Source organism: Pseudomonas sp. F(2018), from assembly GCF_005508865.1.
GTDB lineage: Bacteria > Pseudomonadota > Gammaproteobacteria > Pseudomonadales > Pseudomonadaceae > Aquipseudomonas.
In genome coordinates this window covers 21,650-40,435 of record NZ_SCOM01000008.1, presented here as the reverse complement: position 1 = coordinate 40,435, position 18,786 = coordinate 21,650, and the positions used below count along the sequence as shown (strand labels likewise).

Here is an 18,786-nt window from a genome sequence, read left to right as displayed (position 1 = left end):
CGCATCCTGGCGCCGCTCCTCGCAGAGAGATGGACGGATCTTGGAACAGCTAAAACGCCTTCAAACCGGCATCGACGGTCTCGACGTCTTGTTGAAAGGAGGCCTGGTGTCCGGCGCGTCCTACATCGTTCAAGGTCGTCCGGGCTCGGGCAAAACCATCCTGGCCAATCAGATCGCCTTCAACCATGTGCGCGAAGGCGGCCGCGTGCTGGTGGCCACGCTGCTGGCCGAATCCCATGATCGACTGTTCCAGTTCCTCTCCACCCTGAGCTTCTTCGAGCCGCAGCGCATCGGCAGCGAGATCCAGTTCGTCAGCGCCTTCGACACCATGCAGAACGAGGGCCTCGATGAAGTGGTGCGTCTGCTGCGCCGCGAGATCAACCGGCAGAAGGCCACCCTGCTGATCGTCGACGGCGTGCTCAATGCCCGCTCGCGCGCCGAATCGCAGCTGGACACCAAGAAGTTCATCTCCGAGCTGCAGGGCCACGCGGCCTTTGCCGGCTGCACCGTGCTGCTGATCACTAGCGCTCGCCTGGACGACGGCAGCCCGGAACACACCATGGTCGACGGCGTGATCGAAGTCGGCGACGAGCTGCACGGCAGCCGCTCGGTGCGCCGCATCCAGCTGCGCAAGACGCGTGGCAGTGGCGCCCTCTCCGGCCTGCACGAGTGCGAGATCACCAACGACGGCATGGTCATCTACCCGCGTTTGGAGAGCCTCTACGCGCGCTCTTCGCAGCCGGACAGCGCCGACATGCGTCGCATATCCAGCGGCATCGGCGGCTTCGACCCGCTGATCGGCGGCGGCCTGCCGGAATCCTCGGTGACCCTGTTGATAGGGCCGTCCGGCGTCGGCAAGACCTGCGCCGGCCTGAGCTTCCTGGCCCAGAGCACGCCGCAGGAGCCAGGCCTGCATTTCGGCTTCTACGAGACACCGCAGCGCCTGCGCCTGAAGGCCCAGGCGCTGGGCCATGACCTGCAGGCCCTGGAAGACAGTGGCGCCCTGCACATCCTCTGGCAGCCGACCACGTCCGGCCTGCTCGACGGCCTGGGCCTGAAGCTGCTCGACACGGTCGAGCGCCTGGGTATCAAGCGCGTGCTGCTCGACAGCCTGGGCGGCATGGCTCGCGTGGCGACCAACCAGGCGCGCCTGGTCGAGTTCTTCAGCGCGCTGATGAACGAACTGCGCGGCCGTGGCGTGACCGTGATGGCCACCTGGGAGATGCGCGACCTGTTCGGTTCCGAGATCAACGCGCCGGCGTCGGAGCTGTCCAGTCTGGTCGACAACCTGATGCTGATGCGCTTCGTGGAAATCAATTCCGAACTTAAACGGGTTCTCTCTACCCTGAAGATGAGAGACAGCACCTACGACCCGGCCCTGCTGGAGGCGGTGATCAGCGAGCGCGGCCTGCGACTCGAGAAGACTTTCAGGAATGCGACTGCGGTGCTGTCCGGCACTGCGATACCGAACGCGATTAGATGAGCAGAGCATGACGACCATCCTGATAGTCGATGACGAATATCTGATTGCGGATATTCTCGGCTACGCGCTGGAGGATGAAGGCTACATGGTGGTCAAGGCCGCCAATGGCCGGCGCGGTCTGGAAGTACTCGATCGCGAACGCCCTTCACTGGTCATCACCGATTTCATGATGCCGATGATGGACGGGGTCGAATTCGCCCGGGCCATCCGCAGCCGCCCGGGTACGGCGCATCTGCCGATCCTGCTGATGAGCGGCGCCCACGGCAGCATCGGCCGGGCCACGCCCGACCTGTTCGCCGATGTGTTCGACAAGCCTTTCGAAGTGGATTACGTGATCGCCAAGGTCCGTGAGCTGGTCGGCCCGGCAGGCTGAACAGCGGCGCCGCTTGCAGGATTTCCAGCAGCTTCTAGCGCAATCCCGAGTGCGGGGTCGGCGCCATCCTCGACGTCATCAGTATCTGCGCGGCGCGCCGCCCCGGGCGGGGCGGCGCTCACCGCCGGGGCTAGACGTATCCCAGCAACAGCAATATCAGCAGGATCACCACCACCAGGCCGAGGCCGCCGGACGGGCCGTAGCCCCAGGAGCGGCTGTGTGGCCAGGCCGGAATGGCACCGATCAACAGCAGGATCAGGACGATCAGCAGTATGGTTCCCAAGGTCATGACGATTTCCTCGCAGTCGTGGTCATGCGCGCGCCAACGGGCGACGCCCATCTAGCCAGGCCATCCCCGGCCCTACAGAAATATCGACCCGGCAGCCGCAACGGCGGTTCGGACTATTTTCTCCCCTGAAATGCAAGAGCCCGCCATAAGGCGGGCTCTTGCTGACGCAGCTCGATCAGAACGGGATGTCGTCGTCGAAGCTGTCGTAGTCCGGGGCCGGCTGCTGGGCTGCCGGTTGCGGTGCCGGACGCGGTGCGGCCTGCTGCGGGGCCGGGCGCGACTGCTGCTGACGCGGGGCGTATTCACCGCCGCCTTCGCTGTTGTTACCGCGGCCGCCGAGCAGTTGCAGAGTGCCGTTCATGTCGACCACGATCTCGGTGGTGTAGCGCTTGACGCCGTCCTTCTCCCACTCGCGGGTCTGCAGGCGGCCTTCGACGTAGCACTGTCCGCCCTTGCGCAGGTATTCGCCAGCGATCTCGGCGAGCTTGCCGAAGAACACCACGCGGTGCCATTCGGTACGGTCCTGCTGCTGGCCGGTCTGCTTGTCCTTCCAGCTGTCGGTGGTGGCGAGGGTGATGTTGGTCACCGCGTTGCCATTGGGCAGATAGCGAGTTTCCGGGTCGCCGCCGACGTTGCCGATCAGAATGACTTTGTTAACCCCACGGGCCATTTCGTTCTCCTAAGCTGAATGCGTCTCCGCGGCCTCTTCGAGCACTCGCTCGAGCAACACGCGGTCCAATTGTTGGGTGTCCACTTTGATGTACAACGCGGCCTCCTCGGCCACCACGATGGCGTCGCTGACGCCGGGTATCGCGAGGAGTCGCCCCACCAGTGCGCTATCGGCCACGGCATGGGCCGTGAGCGGCCGGCGCAGGCTGGTCACATAAGGCGGCTCGCGCATAGTAGCAGCTGCCGCCAGCCAGAGGAGCCCCAGAACAGCGCAGCCGACGAAAACCAGGCCAAGCCCGCCATGCTGGTACAACCAGCCACCGAGAATGCCGCCCACGGCGGCGCCGAGGAACTGGCTGGTGGAGTAAACACCCATGGCCGTGCCCTTGCCGCCGGCCGGCGCCACCTTGCTCACCAGCGAGGGCAGCGAGGCCTCCAGCAGGTTGAAGGCGGTGAAGAACAGGATGAAGCCGAACACCAGCGCCTTGAGCCCGTGGCCAAAGGCCCAGAAGTACAGCTCGCAGAGCACCAGCACCAGCACCGCACCGCTCAGCACGCGCTTCATCTGGCGTTTCTTCTCGCCATAGATGATGAACGGCACCATGCCGAAGAAGCCGATCAGCAACGCACTGAGGTAGACCCACCAGTGTTCTTCCTTGGCCAGCCCGCCCTGCTCCACCAGCGCCAGCGGCAGCACCACGAAGCTGGCCATGAGGATCGCGTGCAGCACGCCGATGCCCAGGTTCAGGCGCAGCAGCTCGCCATTGCGCAGGGTCGGCAGCAGCGCCTGGCGCGCCACCCCGGACTCGCGATGCTGCAACGCGCTGGAGGCGCGCGGTACGAAGACGGCGATGATCAGCATACCGACCAGGGCCATGCCGGCGGTGGCCCAGAACAGCCCGGACAGACCGAAGGCGCGGGTCAGCAGCGGACCGACCACCATGGCCACGGCAAACGACAGGCCGATGCTCATGCCGATCATGGCCATGGCCTTGGTGCGGTGTTGTTCGCGGGTCAGGTCGGAGAGCAGCGCCATCACCGCCGCCGAGATGGCGCCGGCGCCCTGCAGCACGCGCCCGGCGATCACGCCCCAGATGGAGTCTGCAGAGGCCGCCAGCGCGGCGCCGGCGGCGAAGATCAGCAGGCCGATATAGATCACCGGCAAACGGCCGATGCGGTCGGAGATGATGCCGAAGGGAATCTGCAGCACCGCCTGGGTCAGGCCGTAGGCGCCGATGGCCAGGCCGATCAGCGCCGGGGTGGCGCCGGCCAGATCGGTGCCGTAGGTGGCCAGTACCGGCAGGACCATGAACATGCCCAGCATGCGGAAGGCGAACACCAGGGCCAGACCACCGGCGGCGCGCGTTTCCCTGGCGCTCATGCGTTCGCTGTGCGGATCGTGCATGGAAAAACCCTGAACAAAGAGGCCGGCGATTCTATCAGTCATGACAGGGCCTGTAGACGTTTTGTCGGCACACCGTGCAGGTGCAAAACGTCGCAGCGGGCCTGCCATTTCACCTTCGCTGTGCTTTGCCGCGTGCCAGCCAGCGGCCGTATACTTTGCCGTTTCCGCCCGCCACCTGCGAGGCTGCAGTCGGGAGCCTCTAGAAGCGTTGGCGAGGCAGCCAGCGCAAGGCAAAGCAGGCGAAGAAGCGCAGTTTACGAGTAGTAAATGAGCATTCTGAGCGTGCTTTTAACGCAGCGATGGCAACGCAGGTAGCTTTTAGAGGTTCCCTAAGTGGACAAGATTCTGATTCGTGGCGCCCGCACTCATAACCTGAAAAACGTCGACCTGACCCTGCCGCGCGACAAGCTGATCGTGATCACCGGCCTGTCCGGCTCCGGCAAGTCGTCGCTGGCCTTCGACACGCTCTATGCCGAGGGTCAGCGCCGCTACGTCGAGTCCCTGTCGGCCTACGCCCGGCAGTTCCTGTCGATGATGGAGAAGCCGGACGTCGACACCATCGAGGGCCTCTCCCCGGCCATTTCCATCGAACAGAAGTCGACCTCGCACAACCCGCGCTCGACCGTCGGCACCATTACCGAGATCTACGACTACCTGCGCCTGCTCTATGCCCGCGTCGGCATCCCGCGTTGCCCGGACCACGACGTGCCGCTGGAGGCGCAGACCGTCAGCCAGATGGTCGACCAGGTGCTGGCCCTGCCCGAGGGCCGCAAGCTGATGCTGCTGGCCCCGGTGATCCGCGAGCGCAAGGGCGAGCACCTGGCGGTGTTCGACGAACTGCGCGCCCAGGGCTTTGTGCGTGCCCGGGTCAACGGTCGCATCTACGAGATGGACGAGCTGCCCAAGCTGGACAAGCAGAAGAAACACTCCATCGACGTGGTGGTGGACCGCTTCAAGGTCCGCGAGGACCTGCAGCAGCGCCTGGCCGAATCCTTCGAGACCGCCATCAACCTGGCCGACGGCATCGCCCTGGTCGCGCCCATGGACGATGAAGTCGGCGACGAGATCATCTTCTCCGCCCGCTTCGCCTGCCCGCACTGCGGCCACTCGATCAGCGAGCTGGAACCCAAGCTGTTCTCCTTCAACAACCCGGCCGGCGCCTGCCCAACCTGCGACGGCCTGGGCGTGAAGCAGTTCTTCGACGGCAAGCGCCTGGTCAACGGCGAGCTGACCCTGGCCGAGGGCGCCATCCGCGGCTGGGACCGGCGCAACGTCTACTACTTCCAGATGCTCGGCTCGCTGGCCGCGCACTACGGCTTCAGCCTGGACGAGCCGTTCGACGACCTGGCCGCCGAGCACCAGAAGTTCATCCTGTTCGGCAGCGGCTCGCAGAACGTCGACTTCAAGTACCTCAACGACCGTGGCGACATCGTCAAACGCTCGCACCCGTTCGAAGGCATCATTCCCAACCTGGAGCGGCGCTACCGCGAGACCGAGTCGGCCGCCGTGCGCGAGGAGCTGGCCAAGTTCCTCAGCACCCAGCCCTGCCCGGACTGCCGCGGCACCCGCCTGCGGCGCGAGTCGCGCCACGTGTGGGTGGGCGACCGCACCCTGCCGGCCGTCACCGGCCTGCCGGTCGGCGAGGCCTGCGACTACTTCGGCGGCATGCACCTGACCGGCCGCCGCGGCGAGATCGCCGAGAAGATCCTCAAGGAGATCCGCGAGCGCCTGCAGTTCCTGGTCAACGTCGGCCTCGACTACCTGACCCTGGACCGCAGCGCCGACACCCTGTCCGGCGGCGAGGCCCAGCGCATCCGCCTGGCCAGCCAGATCGGCGCAGGCCTGGTGGGTGTGATGTACATCCTCGACGAGCCCTCCATCGGCCTGCACCAGCGCGACAACGAGCGCCTGCTGGGCACCCTCACCCACCTGCGCAACCTGGGCAACACGGTGATCGTGGTCGAGCACGACGAGGACGCCATCCGTCTGGCCGACTACGTGGTCGATATCGGCCCAGGAGCAGGGGTACATGGTGGCCGCGTGGTCGCGGAAGGCACCCCGGACGAGGTGATGAACCACCCCGACTCGCTGACCGGCAAATACCTCTCCGGCCGCGAGAAGATCCGCTACCCGGCGCAGCGCACCGCCCGCGACAAGAAGAAATCGCTGAAGCTCAAGGGCGCCCGCGGCAACAACCTGCGCAATGTCGACCTGGAGATTCCGGTCGGTCTGCTCACCTGCGTCACCGGCGTGTCCGGCTCGGGCAAGTCGACGCTGATCAACAACACACTGTTCCCCCTGGCCGCCACCGCGCTGAACGGCGCCACCACCCTGGAAGCCGCCGCCCACGACTCGTTCGACGGCCTGCAGCACCTGGACAAGGTGGTCGACATCGACCAGAGCCCAATCGGCCGCACGCCGCGCTCCAACCCGGCGACCTACACCGGCCTGTTCACCCCGATCCGCGAACTGTTCGCCGGCGTGCCGGAGGCCCGCTCGCGCGGCTACGGCCCGGGCCGTTTCAGCTTCAACGTCAAGGGCGGCCGCTGCGAGGCCTGCCAGGGCGACGGCGTGATCAAGGTGGAGATGCACTTCCTGCCAGACATCTACGTGCCGTGCGACGTGTGCAAGGGCAAGCGCTACAACCGCGAAACCCTGGAAGTGAAGTACAAGGGCAAGAGCATCACCGAGGTGCTCGACATGACCATCGAGGAGGCGCGTGAGTTCTTCGATGCCGTACCGGCCCTGGCGCGCAAGCTGCAGACCCTGGTCGATGTCGGCCTGTCCTACATCAAGCTGGGCCAGAGTGCGACGACGCTGTCCGGTGGCGAGGCCCAGCGGGTCAAGCTGAGCCGTGAGCTGAGCAAGCGCGACACCGGCAAGACCCTGTACATCCTGGACGAACCAACCACCGGCCTGCACTTCGCCGATATCCAGCAACTGCTCGACGTGCTGCACCGCCTACGCGACCACGGCAACACCGTGGTGGTGATCGAGCACAACCTGGACGTGATCAAGACCGCCGACTGGCTGGTCGACCTCGGCCCCGAGGGCGGCTCCAAGGGCGGCATGATCATCGCCACCGGCACCCCGGAAGACGTGGCGGCGAACAAGGCGTCGCACACCGGGCACTTCCTCAAACCCTTGCTGGAAAGAGATCGCGCCTGAATGAAAAAGCCCCGCTACTGCGGGGCTTTTTCTTGTTGCGGGCGACTCAGGCCGCCAGGTCGAAACGATCCAGGTTCATCACCTTGGTCCAGGCGGCGACGAAGTCCTTGATGAACTTCGCCTTGCCGTCGGTGCTGGCATAGACCTCGGCGTAGGCTCGCAGGATCGAGTTGGAGCCGAAGATCAGATCGCTGCGGGTGCCGCTGTACTTCACGGCGCCGGTCTTGCGGTCCTTGCCCTCGAACACTTCGGCGTCGGCATCCACGGCTTTCCACTGGGTGTTCATGTCCAGCAGGTTGACGAAGAAGTCGTTGCTGAGCACGCCGACCTTGTCGGTGAGCACGCCTTGTTTGCTGCCATCGTGGTTGGCGCCGAGCACACGCAAGCCGCCAATCAGCGCGGTCAGCTCCGGTGCGGTAAGGGTCAGCAGCTGCGCTCGATCGACCAGCAAGGCCTCGGTGGTGGCGCCGACCTTGCCCTTGCGGTAGTTGCGGAAGCCATCAGCAGTAGGCTCGAGCACGGCGAAGGATTCCACATCGGTCTGGTCTTGCGCCGCGTCGACCCGGCCAGCAGCGAACGGCACCTCCACGCTGACGCCGGCGGCCTTGGCAGCCAGCTCGATGCCGACGTTACCGGCCAGGACTATCACGTCGGCCAGCGATGCCTTGCCGGAAGCCTTCTGGATCTCGACCAGCTTGGGCAGCGCCTTGACGGCCCGCTGGTTGACCTCCCAGTCCTTCTGCGGCGCCAGGGCCAGACGGGCGCCGTTGGCACCGCCGCGCTTATCGCCACCGCGGTAGGTGGAGGCCGAGGCCCAGGCCACCGAGACCAGGTCGCCGACCGGCAAACCCGACGCCGCGATCTTGGCCTTGAGATCGGCAATATCCGCCGCCGAGGGGTTGTGCGTGGCAGCCGGCAGAGGGTCCTGCCAGATCAGGTCTTCCTTCGGCACTTCAGGGCCGAGATAGCGGGCCTTCGGCCCCATGTCGCGGTGGGTCAGCTTGAACCAGGCGCGGGCGAAGGCCTCGGCGAAGGCCTGAGGATCTTCGAGGAAGCGCTTGGAGATCTTGCCGAACTCCGGATCGAAGCGCAGGGTCAGGTCGGTGGTCAGCATGGTCGGCTTGTTGAACTTGCCCGGCACATGGGCGTCCGGAATGATCTCCGGTGCGTCCTTGGCCTCCCACTGCTTGGCGCCGGCGGGCGACTTGGTGAGCACCCACTCGTACTTGAACAGGTTCTCGAAGAAGTTGTTGCTCCACAGGGTCGGGGTCTTGGTCCAGGTCACCTCCAGGCCGCTGGAGACGGTGTCCTTGCCGTGCCCACCGCCGAAGCTGCTGGTCCAGCCGAGGCCCTGGTCCTCGATGGTGCCGCCCTCGGGCTCCGGCCCCTTGTGCGACTCGGGCGCGGCACCGTGGGCCTTGCCGAAGGTGTGGCCCCCGGCGATCAGGGCGACGGTTTCCTCGTCGTCCATGGCCATGCGACTGAAGGTGGCACGGATGTCCTTGGCTGCGGCCATATAGTCACCGCTGGCATTCGGGCCTTCCGGGTTCACGTAGATCAGCCCCATATGGGTGGCGCCCAGGCCATTGATCAGCTCGCGGTCGCCTTCGAAGCGCTGGTCGTCAGCCAGCCACTTGGTCTCGGCGCCCCAGGCCACGTCCATGTCCGGTTCCCAGACGTCCTCGCGACCGCCGGCGAAGCCGAAGGTACGGAAGCCCATGGATTCCAGCGCCACGTTGCCGGCCAGAATGTACAGGTCGGCCCAGGAGATCTGCTGGCCGTACTTCTGTTTGATCGGCCACAGCAGACGGCGCGACTTGTCGATGTTGACGTTGTCCGGCCAGGAGTTGAGCGGCGCGAAGCGCTGCTGGCCACGTCCGCCACCGCCGCGGCCGTCGGTGGTGCGATAGGTACCGGCGGAGTGCCAGGCCATGCGGATCATCTGCGGGCCATAGTGACCGAAGTCCGCCGGCCACCAATCCTGGCTGTCGGTCATGAGCTTGACCAGGTCGGCCTTGAGGGCCTTGTAGTCGAGCTTCTTGAATTCTTCGGCGTAGTTGAACTGCTCGCCGAGCGGGTTGGATTTTTCCGAGTGCTGGTTCAGCAGATCGACGCGTAGCTGGTTCGGCCACCAATCCTTGTTGGTAGTCCCGCCCGCAGCATGATGAAACGGGCATTTACCTTGAGTAGACATGGTTCTCTCCTTCTCCTCATCAGGTCGGTCCCTGCGATTGCGGCCGACGATGGAAGGAGACTAGACCCGCTTCGCCTGGCGGACCAATTTATGAAAGACAACGAGTCGATAGCTTTTATCTCTTAAAACGAGACGGCTGATCGCCAAGTCCTCGAGGCGAGAAAAGAGCCCAAAAACCTTCACCCAGAAAGCAAAAAACCGGGCCTAGGCCCGGTTCTTTGTGCAGCAGAAGCAGCTTATTCGGCAGCTTCTACGGCTTCGCCAGCGACCTGACGGTCAACCAGCTCGACGTACGCCATAGGAGCGTTGTCGCCAGCACGGAAGCCGCACTTCAGGATGCGCAGGTAGCCGCCCTGACGGGTGGCGTAGCGCTTGCCCAGGTCGTTGAACAGCTTGCCGACGATGGCTTTCGAACGAGTACGGTCGAAGGCCAGACGACGGTTGGCAACGCTGTCTACCTTGGCCAGGGTGATCAGCGGCTCGGCAACGCGGCGCAGTTCCTTGGCTTTCGGCAGGGTGGTTTTGATCAGTTCGTGTTCGAACAGCGACACCGCCATGTTCTGGAACATAGCCTTGCGGTGTGCGCTGGTGCGGCTCAGGTGACGGCCACTTTTACGATGACGCATGATTAATTCCTTACCAAACTTTCGGTTCGGTGATTACGGACGATCAGGCAGTAGCCTTATCGTCCTTCTTCAGACTTGCCGGCGGCCAGTTGTCGAGGCGCATACCGAGGGACAGACCGCGGGAGGCCAGAACGTCCTTGATCTCGGTCAGGGACTTCTTGCCCAGGTTCGGAGTCTTGAGCAGCTCTACTTCGGTGCGCTGAATCAGGTCACCGATGTAGTAGATGTTCTCCGCCTTCAGGCAGTTGGCCGAACGTACGGTCAGCTCGAGGTCGTCGACTGGACGCAGGAGGATCGGATCGATCTCGTCTTCCTGCTCGACCACTACCGGCTCACTGTCGCCCTTCAGATCAACGAAGGCCGCCAGTTGGTGCTGGAGGATAGTCGCGGCACGGCGGATGGCCTCTTCAGGATCCAGGGTGCCGTTGGTTTCCAGGTCAATGACCAGCTTGTCCAGGTTGGTACGCTGCTCGACGCGGGCGTTTTCCACCACGTAGGCAACACGACGGACCGGGCTGAACGAGGAGTCCAGTTGCAGACGGCCGATGCTACGGCTTTCGTCTTCATCGCTCTGACGGGCATCAGCCGGCTCGTAGCCACGGCCACGACGCACGGTGAGTTTCATGTTCAGAGCGCCGTTGTCCGCCAGGTTGGCGATTACGTGATCGCCGTTGACGATCTCGACGTCGTGATCCAGCTGGATATCGGCAGCAGTGACCACACCCGAGCCTTTTTTGGCCAGAGTCAGGGTGACTTCGTCACGGCCGTGCAGCTTGATGGCCAGGCCTTTCAGGTTGAGCAGGATCTCAATCACATCTTCCTGCACACCTTCGATGGCGGAGTACTCGTGGAGTACGCCGTCAATCTCGGCCTCGACCACTGCACAGCCAGGCATGGAGGACAACAGGATGCGACGCAGCGCGTTGCCCAGGGTATGGCCAAAACCACGCTCGAGGGGCTCGAGGGTGATCTTGGCGCGGGTCGAACTGACCGCCTGAACGTCGATATGACGGGGGGTCAGGAACTCATTTACCGAAATCTGCATGGATGCACCTATTTTCTAGCCCTTACTTGGAGTAGAGCTCGACAATCAGGCTTTCGTTGATGTCGGAGGACAGATCGCCGCGAACCGGAACGCTTTTGAACACGCCGGATTTCTTCTCAGCATCTACTTCGACCCACTCAACGCGACCACGCTGGGCGCACAGGTCAAGAGCCTGGGCAACGCGCAGCTGGTTCTTGGCCTTTTCGCGAACGGCCACGACGTCACCAGCTTTGATCTGGTAGGACGGGACGTTCACGGTCGAACCGTTCACGGTGATGGCTTTGTGCGATACCAGCTGACGAGATTCGGCGCGGGTAGCACCAAAGCCCATGCGGTAAACCACGTTGTCCAGACGGCATTCCAGCAGCTGCAGCAGGTTCTCGCCGGTAGCGCCCTTGCGACGGGCAGCTTCCTTGTAGTAACTGCTGAACTGACGCTCCAGCACGCCGTAGATACGACGGACTTTCTGCTTCTCACGCAGCTGGGTACCGTAGTCGGACTGACGACCACGGCGAGCGCCGTGCTGGCCAGGAGCCGCTTCGATGTTGCACTTGGATTCGAGCGCGCGCGCACCACTCTTCAGGAAGAGATCGGTGCCTTCACGGCGAGACAGTTTGCACTTGGGACCAATGTAACGAGCCATTCTTCACTGTCTCCTATTACACGCGACGCTTCTTCGGCGGACGGCACCCGTTGTGCGGGATTGGCGTCACGTCGGTGATGCTGGCGATTTTGTAGCCGCAGGCGTTCAGAGCGCGCACAGCGGATTCGCGACCAGGACCTGGACCCTTGACGTTCACGTCGAGGTTCTTCAGGCCGTATTCCAGGGCTGCTTGACCAGCACGCTCGGCAGCCACCTGGGCAGCGAACGGGGTGGACTTACGGGAGCCGCGGAAACCGGAACCACCGGAGGTAGCCCAGGACAGGGCGTTACCTTGACGGTCGGTAATGGTCACGATGGTGTTGTTGAAAGACGCGTGAATGTGGGCGATCCCATCAACCACTGTCTTTTTGACTTTCTTACGAGTACGAGCAGCAGGCTTAGCCATGACTTATTTCCTGTCGATTCGCGGGCGCAATTACTTGCGGATCGGCTTACGCGGGCCCTTACGGGTGCGCGCGTTGGTCTTGGTGCGCTGACCGCGGACCGGCAGGCCACGGCGGTGACGCAGACCGCGATAGCAGCCCAGGTCCATCAGACGCTTGATCTTCATGTTGATTTCGCGGCGCAGGTCACCTTCAGTGGTGAGTTTGGCGACTTCGCCACGCAGCTGCTCGATCTGCTCGTCAGAGAGATCTTTGATCTTTGCCGCCGGATTGACACCGGTGGTTGCACAGATTTTCTGCGCAGTGGTGCGACCAACACCGTAGATGTAGGTCAGCGAGATAACAGTGTGCTTGTTATCCGGAATGTTGACGCCTGCAATACGGGCCATTCAGTGGAACTCCAATTGACAGCTACCCACGCCCTGGAAGCCAAGAAATAGGGCGCGCGATATTAGCGCTGTAATAACAAAGAATCAACCCGGCAGCGCACTAGCTGCCGGGCTCATTACGCGTGAATCACACTCAGCCTTGGCGCTGTTTGTGACGCGGCTCCGCGCTGCAGATCACGCGCACGACACCGTCGCGGCGGATGATCTTGCAGTTGCGGCACAGCTTCTTGACCGATGCACGAACTTTCATCAGTAACTCCTAGAACCTTACGGAAACCATGTCAGCGGAGCATGCCGCCGCCATAGCCCTTCAGGTTGGCTTTCTTCATCAGGGATTCGTACTGGTGCGAAACGAGGTGCGATTGTACTTGGGACATAAAATCCATCACAACCACGACCACGATCAGCAACGAGGTCCCGCCAAGGTAGAACGGAACGTTGGCTGCCACCTGCAGGAACTGCGGGAGCAGACATACGGCCGTCATGTACAGAGCACCGAACATGGTCAAGCGGGTCAACACGCCATCGATATAGCGCGCGGACTGCTCGCCCGGACGGATGCCCGGAATAAAGGCACCGGACTTCTTCAGGTTTTCCGCTACGTCTTTCGGGTTGAACATCAGCGCCGTATAGAAGAAGCAGAAGAAGATGATCCCTGCACTAAACAGCAGAATGTTCAACGGCTGACCGGGAGCGATCGCCTGAGACAGATCCTGCAGCCAGCTCATGCCAGAAGACTGGCCGAACCAGGTACCCAGCGAGGCCGGGAACAGCAGGATGCTGCTGGCGAAGATAGCCGGAATGACGCCGGCCATGTTCACCTTCAGCGGCAGGTGGCTGGTCTGCGCAGCGAAGACCTTGCGGCCCTGCTGACGCTTGGCGTAGTGCACCGCAATGCGACGCTGACCACGCTCGATGAACACCACGAAACCGATGATCGCTACCGCCAGCAGGCCGATGGCAATCAGGGCGAAGATGTTGATATCACCCTGGCGAGCAGACTCGAAAGACTGCCCGATTGCCGACGGCAGACCGGCCACGATGCCTGCAAAGATCAGCATCGAAATACCGTTGCCGACACCCCGCTCGGTGATTTGCTCGCCCAGCCACATCATGAACATGGCGCCGGCCACGAAGGTCGTCACCGCCACGAAGTGGAAGCCGAAATCAACCGAGAAGGCCACGCCCTGACTGGCCAGACCGACGGACATGCCGACGGCTTGAACCACTGCCAGGACGAGAGTGCCGTAGCGGGTGTACTGGCTGATCTTGCGACGGCCAGCTTCCCCTTCCTTCTTCAACTGCTCCAGCTGCGGGCTGACGGCGGTCATCAGCTGCATGATGATCGAGGCCGAGATGTACGGCATGATCCCCAGTGCAAAGATGCTCATCCGCTCCAGCGCGCCGCCGGAAAACATGTTGAACAGGCTAAGAATGGTCCCCTCGTTCTGTCGGAACAGGTCGGCCAGCCGGTCAGGGTTTATTCCGGGAACCGGAATGTGCGCACCGATCCGATAGACGATGATCGCCAGGAACAGAAAACGCAGCCGAGCCCACAGCTCGGACAACCCGCCATTGCTGAGCGCGGAGAGAGCACCTTGCTTAGCCATTTAGTCCTCGAACTTGCCGCCAGCTGCTTCGATAGCCGCACGCGCACCTTTGGTGACGGCGATACCTTTCAGGGTAACCGCACGAGTAACCTCGCCGGACAGCATGACTTTTACGCGCTGTACGTGCTGGTTAATCAGATTGGCATCCTTCAGCGACTGCAGGGAGACGACATCGCCTTCCACTTTGGCCAACTCGGAGGTACGCACTTCTGCGCGATCCATGGCCTTCAGGGAAACGAAGCCGAACTTCGGCAGACGGCGGTGCAGGGGCTGTTGGCCACCCTCGAAGCCGGGGGCGATGGAGCCGCCGGTACGGGAGGTCTGACCTTTGTGGCCGCGGCCACCGGTCTTGCCCAGGCCGCTACCGATGCCACGGCCCGGACGGTGCTTCTCGCGACGGGCACCCGGCGCGGAACGCAGATCGTTCAGTTGCATGGATTAACCCTCTACACGCAGCAGGTAGTAAGCCTTGTTGATCATGCCGCGGTTTTCAGGAGTGTCCTGAACTTCCACGGAGTGACCAATGCGACGCAGGCCGAGGCCCTTGACGCAAGCTTTGTGGTTGGCCAGACGGCCGTTGGTGCTCTTGATCAGAGTAACTTTGACGGTAGCCATGATCAGAGAATCTCCTCGACGCTCTTGCCACGCTTGGCAGCCACGGAAGCCGGGGACTGCATGGCCTTCAGACCCTTGAAGGTGGCGTACACCACGTTCACCGGGTTGGTAGAGCCGTAGCACTTGGCCAGGACGTTCTGCACGCCAGCCACTTCCAGAACAGCACGCATGGCGCCGCCGGCGATGATGCCGGTACCTTCGGAAGCGGGCTGCATGAACACGTGGGACGCGCCATGCACGGACTTCATCGGGTATTGCAGAGTGGTGCCGTTCAGGTCGACCTGAATCATGTTGCGACGTGCAGCTTCCATCGCCTTCTGGATGGCGGCCGGCACTTCGCGGGACTTGCCGCGACCGAAACCGACGCGACCGTTGCCATCACCCACCACGGTCAGCGCGGTGAAGGTGAAGATACGGCCACCCTTTACGGTCTTGGCAACACGGTTAACCTGGACCAGTTTCTCGGTGTAGCCATCGCTCTGGGCATCGTCACGGTTGCCGCGATCGCGCTTTTGCTCGTTATTTGCCATAACTTAGAACTCCAGCCCGCCTTCACGAGCAGCATCAGCCAGCGCTTTCACGCGGCCGTGGTACTTGAAGCCAGAACGATCGAACGCTACCTGGGTAACGCCAGCGGCTTTCGCGCGCTCGGCAACCAGTTGGCCGACTTTCTTGGCCGCGTCGACGTTGCCGGTGGCGCCGTCACGCAGTTCTTTGTCCAGGGTCGAGGCGCTGGCCAGAACCTTGGCGCCGTCGGCCGAAATGACCTGGGCGTAGATGTGCTGGGAAGAGCGGTACACGCTGAGGCGTACGGTTTCCAGCTCGCGCATTTTCAGGCGTGCCTTGCGAGCGCGACGCAGACGAGTTTCTTTCTTTTCGCTCATTTGCTATGCCCTACTTCTTCTTAGCTTCTTTGCGACGTACGACTTCGTCGGAATAACGCACACCTTTGCCTTTGTACGGCTCAGGACGACGGAAGTCGCGGATCTCCGCAGCTACCTGACCAACCAGTTGCTTGTCGATGCCCTTGATCAGGATATCGGTCTGGCTCGGGGTCTCGGCAGTAACGCCCTGCGGCAGTTCGTAGTCGATCGGATGGGAGAAGCCCAGAGCGAGGTTCAGCACCTGGCCTTTGGCCTGGGCTTTGTAACCCACACCTACCAGTTGCAGCTTGCGCTCGAAGCCTTGGCTCACGCCAATGACCATGTTGTTGACCAGTGCACGAGTGGTACCGGCCATGGCACGGTTCTGCTGATCGCCATTGCGGGCAGCGAAACGCAGCTCACCGGCGTCCTGGATGACCTCCACGGACGAGTGCACGTTCAGTTCGAGGGAGCCCTTGGCGCCCTTGATCGAAAGCTGTTGGCCTGCGAGTTTGACCTCGACACCAGCCGGCAGCTTAACGGGGTTCTTAGCAACGCGAGACATGCTTATCCCCCCTTAGAACACGGTGCAAAGCACTTCACCGCCGACACCGGCAGCGCGTGCAGCGCGATCAGTCATCACACCTTTGTTGGTGGAGACGATGGAAACGCCCAGACCGCCGCGAACTTTCGGCAGCTGATCAGCAGGCTTGTACTGGCGCAGGCCAGGACGGCTGATACGTTTCACCTCCTCGATGACCGGACGGCCTTCGAAGTACTTCAGCTCGATGGACAGCTGCGGCTTGGCGTCGCTGCTGACCTGGTATCCCGCGATGTAACCTTCATTCTTCAGAACGTTGGCTACTGCCACCTTCAGCTTGGAAGACGGCATGCTTACTACCGACTTTTCAGCCATCTGGGCATTACGGATACGAGTTAGCATGTCCGCTAACGGGTCCTGCATACTCATGGGCTAGATGCTCCTGATACAAAAAGAACAGCCTTTCGGCTGGAACCATCCACGAGCTCGGCAAATGCCAGGCTCAGGAGAGCCGGACATTCTAGAGATCGATCAAAAATGAATCAAGCCCCAAAAGGGGCTTGATCGATAAAACAAAGCCGGCGCTAGGCCGGCTTCGCTATTGTTACCAGCTGGCTTTCACCAGACCCGGTACATCACCGCGCATCGCAGCTTCGCGCAGCTTGTTACGGCCGAGGCCGAACTTGCGGTACACGCCGTGCGGACGACCAGTGATGCGGCAACGGTTACGCAGGCGGCTGGCGCTGGCGTCACGCGGTTGCTTTTGCAGGGCGACCTGGGCTTCCCAACGCTGCTCCGGAGTGGAGTTCGGGTTGGCGATGACAGCTTTCAGCTCGGCACGCTTCTTGGCGTACTTGGCTACCGTTTGCTGACGCTTCAGCTCACGGTTCTTCATGCTCGTTTTGGCCATGATCCAAACTCCAATCAGTTGCGGAACGGGAACTTGAAAGCACGCAGCAGAGCGCGGCCTTCATCGTCCGTACGGGCAGTGGTGGTCAGGGTGATGTCCAGACCACGCAGCGCATCGATCTTGTCGTAATCGATTTCCGGGAAGATGATCTGCTCTTTGACGCCCATGCTGTAGTTGCCACGGCCATCGAAGGACTTGGCATTCAGGCCGCGGAAGTCACGCACGCGCGGCAGGGAGATCGCGAGCAGGCGATCCAGGAATTCGTACATACGATCGCGACGCAGAGTCACCTTGACACCGATCGGCCAACCTTCACGAACCTTGAAGCCTGCAATGGATTTGCGGGCGAAGGTCACGACGGGCTTTTGACCGGTGATCTTTTCCAGGTCGGCAACGGCGTTTTCGATGATCTTCTTGTCACCGATCGCTTCGCCAAGACCCATGTTCAGGGTGATTTTGGTAACGCGCGGAACTTCCATCACGTTGGCCAGCTTCAGTTCTTCCTTCAGCTTGGGCGCGATTTCCTTCCGGTAAATCTCTTTCAGTCGTGCCATGGTGTTTTACCTATGATTCTCAAGCGCCAACCGGCTTTTGGGTGGACTTGAAGACACGAATTTTCTTACCGTCTTCGACCTTGAAACCAACGCGGTCAGCCTTGCTGGTTTCGCTGTTGAAGATGGCGACGTTGGAAACGTGCAGGGGCGCCTCTTTCTCGACAATACCGCCCTGAACACCAGCCATCGGGTTCGGTTTGGTATGACGCTTGACGAGGTTGATGCCGCCGACGATCAGACGATCGTCAGCCAGCACTTTCAGCACCTTGCCACGCTTGCCCTTGTCTTTGCCGGCGATGACGATGATCTCGTCGTCACGACGAATCTTTTGCATGACGGCTTCTCCTTACAGCACTTCGGGGGCGAGCGAGACGATCTTCATGAACTTCTCGGAACGCAGTTCACGAGTCACCGGCCCGAAGATACGGGTGCCGATCGGCTCTTGCTTGTTGTTCAGCAGAACAGCAGCGTTGCCGTCGAAGCGGATGATCGAGCCATCGGCACGGCGTACGCCGTGACGGGTACGGACCACAACAGCGGTCATTACCTGGCCTTTCTTCACCTTGCCGCGCGGAATCGCTTCCTTCACGGTGACCTTGATGATGTCGCCGATACCGGCGTAACGACGGTGCGAACCACCAAGGACCTTGATGCACATAACGCGACGAGCACCGCTGTTGTCAGCGACGTCGAGCATGGATTGAGTCTGAATCATATCTTTCTCCGACCCTTAGTCCTTAGACTTCCACGGCACGTTCGAGGACTTCCACCAGGGCCCAGCACTTGGTCTTGGCCAGCGGACGGGTCTCGCGAATGGAGACCTTGTCGCCGATCTTGCACTGGTTGGTTTCGTCGTGAGCGTGCAGCTTGGTCGAGCGCTTAACGTACTTACCGTAGATCGGGTGCTTAACGCGACGCTCGATCAGAACGGTGATGGTCTTGTCCATTTTGTCGCTGACGACGCGGCCAGTCAGCGTGCGGACGGTTTTCTCAGCTTCAGCCATG

The 18,786-nt window shown here is 62.1% G+C and carries 25 protein-coding genes; 3 read left to right on the top strand and 22 right to left on the bottom strand.

What is annotated here, in order from left to right:
- Window positions 1-40 precede the first annotated feature (40 nt).
- Window positions 41-1,483, top strand: a complete 1,443-nt coding sequence (locus tag FFS62_RS22915; RefSeq protein WP_371920176.1) for an ATPase domain-containing protein — start codon at window positions 41-43, stop codon at window positions 1,481-1,483.
- Window positions 1,484-1,490: 7 nt separating this feature from the next.
- Window positions 1,491-1,856: a two-component system response regulator gene (locus FFS62_RS22910; RefSeq protein ID WP_137975158.1), complete on the top strand. Its 366-nt coding sequence runs from the start codon at window positions 1,491-1,493 to the stop codon at window positions 1,854-1,856.
- A 130-nt stretch (window positions 1,857-1,986) separates the two neighbouring features.
- Here the strand turns inward: FFS62_RS22910 and FFS62_RS22905 are convergent, their stop codons facing one another.
- The 3 genes from FFS62_RS22905 to FFS62_RS22895 form a co-directional block, all read right to left on the bottom strand.
- Window positions 1,987-2,145, bottom strand: a complete 159-nt coding sequence (locus FFS62_RS22905) for a DUF3309 family protein (RefSeq protein WP_137975157.1) — start codon at window positions 2,143-2,145, stop codon at window positions 1,987-1,989.
- Between the two features lie 175 nt (window positions 2,146-2,320).
- A complete protein-coding gene (locus tag FFS62_RS22900) occupies window positions 2,321-2,815 on the bottom strand; it encodes a single-stranded DNA-binding protein (RefSeq protein WP_137975156.1) in 495 nt (164 codons plus the stop codon).
- A gap of 9 nt (window positions 2,816-2,824) precedes the next feature.
- Window positions 2,825-4,219 carry an MFS transporter gene (locus FFS62_RS22895; RefSeq protein WP_137975155.1) on the bottom strand — a complete coding sequence of 465 codons (1,395 nt, stop codon included), beginning with the start codon at window positions 4,217-4,219 and terminating at the stop codon, window positions 2,825-2,827.
- 333 nt (window positions 4,220-4,552) lie between these two features.
- Between FFS62_RS22895 and uvrA the strand changes: the two genes are divergently transcribed.
- Complete coding sequence (uvrA, locus tag FFS62_RS22890; RefSeq protein ID WP_137975154.1) at window positions 4,553-7,387, top strand: excinuclease ABC subunit UvrA; 2,835 nt, start codon at window positions 4,553-4,555, stop codon at window positions 7,385-7,387.
- Between the two features lie 46 nt (window positions 7,388-7,433).
- Here the strand turns inward: uvrA and katG are convergent, their stop codons facing one another.
- From katG to rpsQ, 19 genes are all read right to left on the bottom strand, one after another.
- Complete coding sequence (gene katG, locus FFS62_RS22885; protein WP_137975153.1) at window positions 7,434-9,581, bottom strand: catalase/peroxidase HPI; 2,148 nt, start codon at window positions 9,579-9,581, stop codon at window positions 7,434-7,436.
- Between the two features lie 236 nt (window positions 9,582-9,817).
- Entirely contained in the window at window positions 9,818-10,207 is a 390-nt protein-coding gene (gene rplQ, locus FFS62_RS22880; RefSeq protein WP_021702687.1) for a 50S ribosomal protein L17, read from the bottom strand.
- Window positions 10,208-10,250: 43 nt separating this feature from the next.
- Complete coding sequence (rpoA, locus tag FFS62_RS22875; RefSeq protein ID WP_043310325.1) at window positions 10,251-11,252, bottom strand: DNA-directed RNA polymerase subunit alpha; 1,002 nt, start codon at window positions 11,250-11,252, stop codon at window positions 10,251-10,253.
- Between the two features lie 22 nt (window positions 11,253-11,274).
- Window positions 11,275-11,895: a 30S ribosomal protein S4 gene (gene rpsD, locus FFS62_RS22870; RefSeq protein ID WP_137975152.1), complete on the bottom strand. Its 621-nt coding sequence runs from the start codon at window positions 11,893-11,895 to the stop codon at window positions 11,275-11,277.
- Between the two features lie 16 nt (window positions 11,896-11,911).
- On the bottom strand, window positions 11,912-12,301 hold the full coding sequence (gene rpsK / locus FFS62_RS22865) for a 30S ribosomal protein S11 (protein ID WP_021702690.1): 390 nt from the start codon (window positions 12,299-12,301) through the stop codon (window positions 11,912-11,914).
- A gap of 30 nt (window positions 12,302-12,331) precedes the next feature.
- Window positions 12,332-12,688 (bottom strand): 30S ribosomal protein S13, encoded by a 357-nt coding sequence (rpsM, locus tag FFS62_RS22860; protein WP_021702691.1) that lies wholly within the window; start codon window positions 12,686-12,688, stop codon window positions 12,332-12,334.
- Window positions 12,689-12,821: 133 nt separating this feature from the next.
- Window positions 12,822-12,938 (bottom strand): 50S ribosomal protein L36, encoded by a 117-nt coding sequence (gene rpmJ / locus FFS62_RS22855; RefSeq protein WP_003281814.1) that lies wholly within the window; start codon window positions 12,936-12,938, stop codon window positions 12,822-12,824.
- Window positions 12,939-12,969: 31 nt separating this feature from the next.
- On the bottom strand, window positions 12,970-14,298 hold the full coding sequence (secY, locus tag FFS62_RS22850; RefSeq protein ID WP_137975151.1) for a preprotein translocase subunit SecY: 1,329 nt from the start codon (window positions 14,296-14,298) through the stop codon (window positions 12,970-12,972).
- Window positions 14,299-14,733, bottom strand: coding sequence for a 50S ribosomal protein L15 (gene rplO / locus FFS62_RS22845; protein WP_137975150.1), 435 nt, complete (start codon window positions 14,731-14,733; stop codon window positions 14,299-14,301).
- 3 nt (window positions 14,734-14,736) lie between these two features.
- Complete coding sequence (gene rpmD, locus FFS62_RS22840) at window positions 14,737-14,913, bottom strand: 50S ribosomal protein L30 (RefSeq protein WP_021702694.1); 177 nt, start codon at window positions 14,911-14,913, stop codon at window positions 14,737-14,739.
- Between the two features lie 2 nt (window positions 14,914-14,915).
- Entirely contained in the window at window positions 14,916-15,443 is a 528-nt protein-coding gene (gene rpsE, locus FFS62_RS22835; RefSeq protein ID WP_137975149.1) for a 30S ribosomal protein S5, read from the bottom strand.
- A 3-nt stretch (window positions 15,444-15,446) separates the two neighbouring features.
- The gene (gene rplR, locus FFS62_RS22830) at window positions 15,447-15,797 is read right to left on the bottom strand and encodes a 50S ribosomal protein L18 (protein ID WP_021702696.1); all 351 of its coding nucleotides are present in this window, start codon (window positions 15,795-15,797) and stop codon (window positions 15,447-15,449) included.
- 10 nt (window positions 15,798-15,807) lie between these two features.
- Window positions 15,808-16,341, bottom strand: a complete 534-nt coding sequence (rplF, locus tag FFS62_RS22825) for a 50S ribosomal protein L6 (RefSeq protein WP_137975148.1) — start codon at window positions 16,339-16,341, stop codon at window positions 15,808-15,810.
- A gap of 12 nt (window positions 16,342-16,353) precedes the next feature.
- Complete coding sequence (gene rpsH / locus FFS62_RS22820) at window positions 16,354-16,746, bottom strand: 30S ribosomal protein S8 (protein ID WP_137975147.1); 393 nt, start codon at window positions 16,744-16,746, stop codon at window positions 16,354-16,356.
- Between the two features lie 175 nt (window positions 16,747-16,921).
- The gene (gene rpsN, locus FFS62_RS22815; RefSeq protein ID WP_137975146.1) at window positions 16,922-17,227 is read right to left on the bottom strand and encodes a 30S ribosomal protein S14; all 306 of its coding nucleotides are present in this window, start codon (window positions 17,225-17,227) and stop codon (window positions 16,922-16,924) included.
- Window positions 17,228-17,241: 14 nt separating this feature from the next.
- Window positions 17,242-17,781: a 50S ribosomal protein L5 gene (rplE, locus tag FFS62_RS22810; protein ID WP_137975145.1), complete on the bottom strand. Its 540-nt coding sequence runs from the start codon at window positions 17,779-17,781 to the stop codon at window positions 17,242-17,244.
- Window positions 17,782-17,800: 19 nt separating this feature from the next.
- Window positions 17,801-18,115 carry a 50S ribosomal protein L24 gene (gene rplX / locus FFS62_RS22805; RefSeq protein ID WP_137975144.1) on the bottom strand — a complete coding sequence of 105 codons (315 nt, stop codon included), beginning with the start codon at window positions 18,113-18,115 and terminating at the stop codon, window positions 17,801-17,803.
- Window positions 18,116-18,127: 12 nt separating this feature from the next.
- Window positions 18,128-18,496, bottom strand: a complete 369-nt coding sequence (rplN, locus tag FFS62_RS22800; protein ID WP_003243907.1) for a 50S ribosomal protein L14 — start codon at window positions 18,494-18,496, stop codon at window positions 18,128-18,130.
- Window positions 18,497-18,518: 22 nt separating this feature from the next.
- Window positions 18,519-18,785: a 30S ribosomal protein S17 gene (gene rpsQ / locus FFS62_RS22795; protein ID WP_137975143.1), complete on the bottom strand. Its 267-nt coding sequence runs from the start codon at window positions 18,783-18,785 to the stop codon at window positions 18,519-18,521.
- Window position 18,786: the final 1 nt, after the last annotated feature.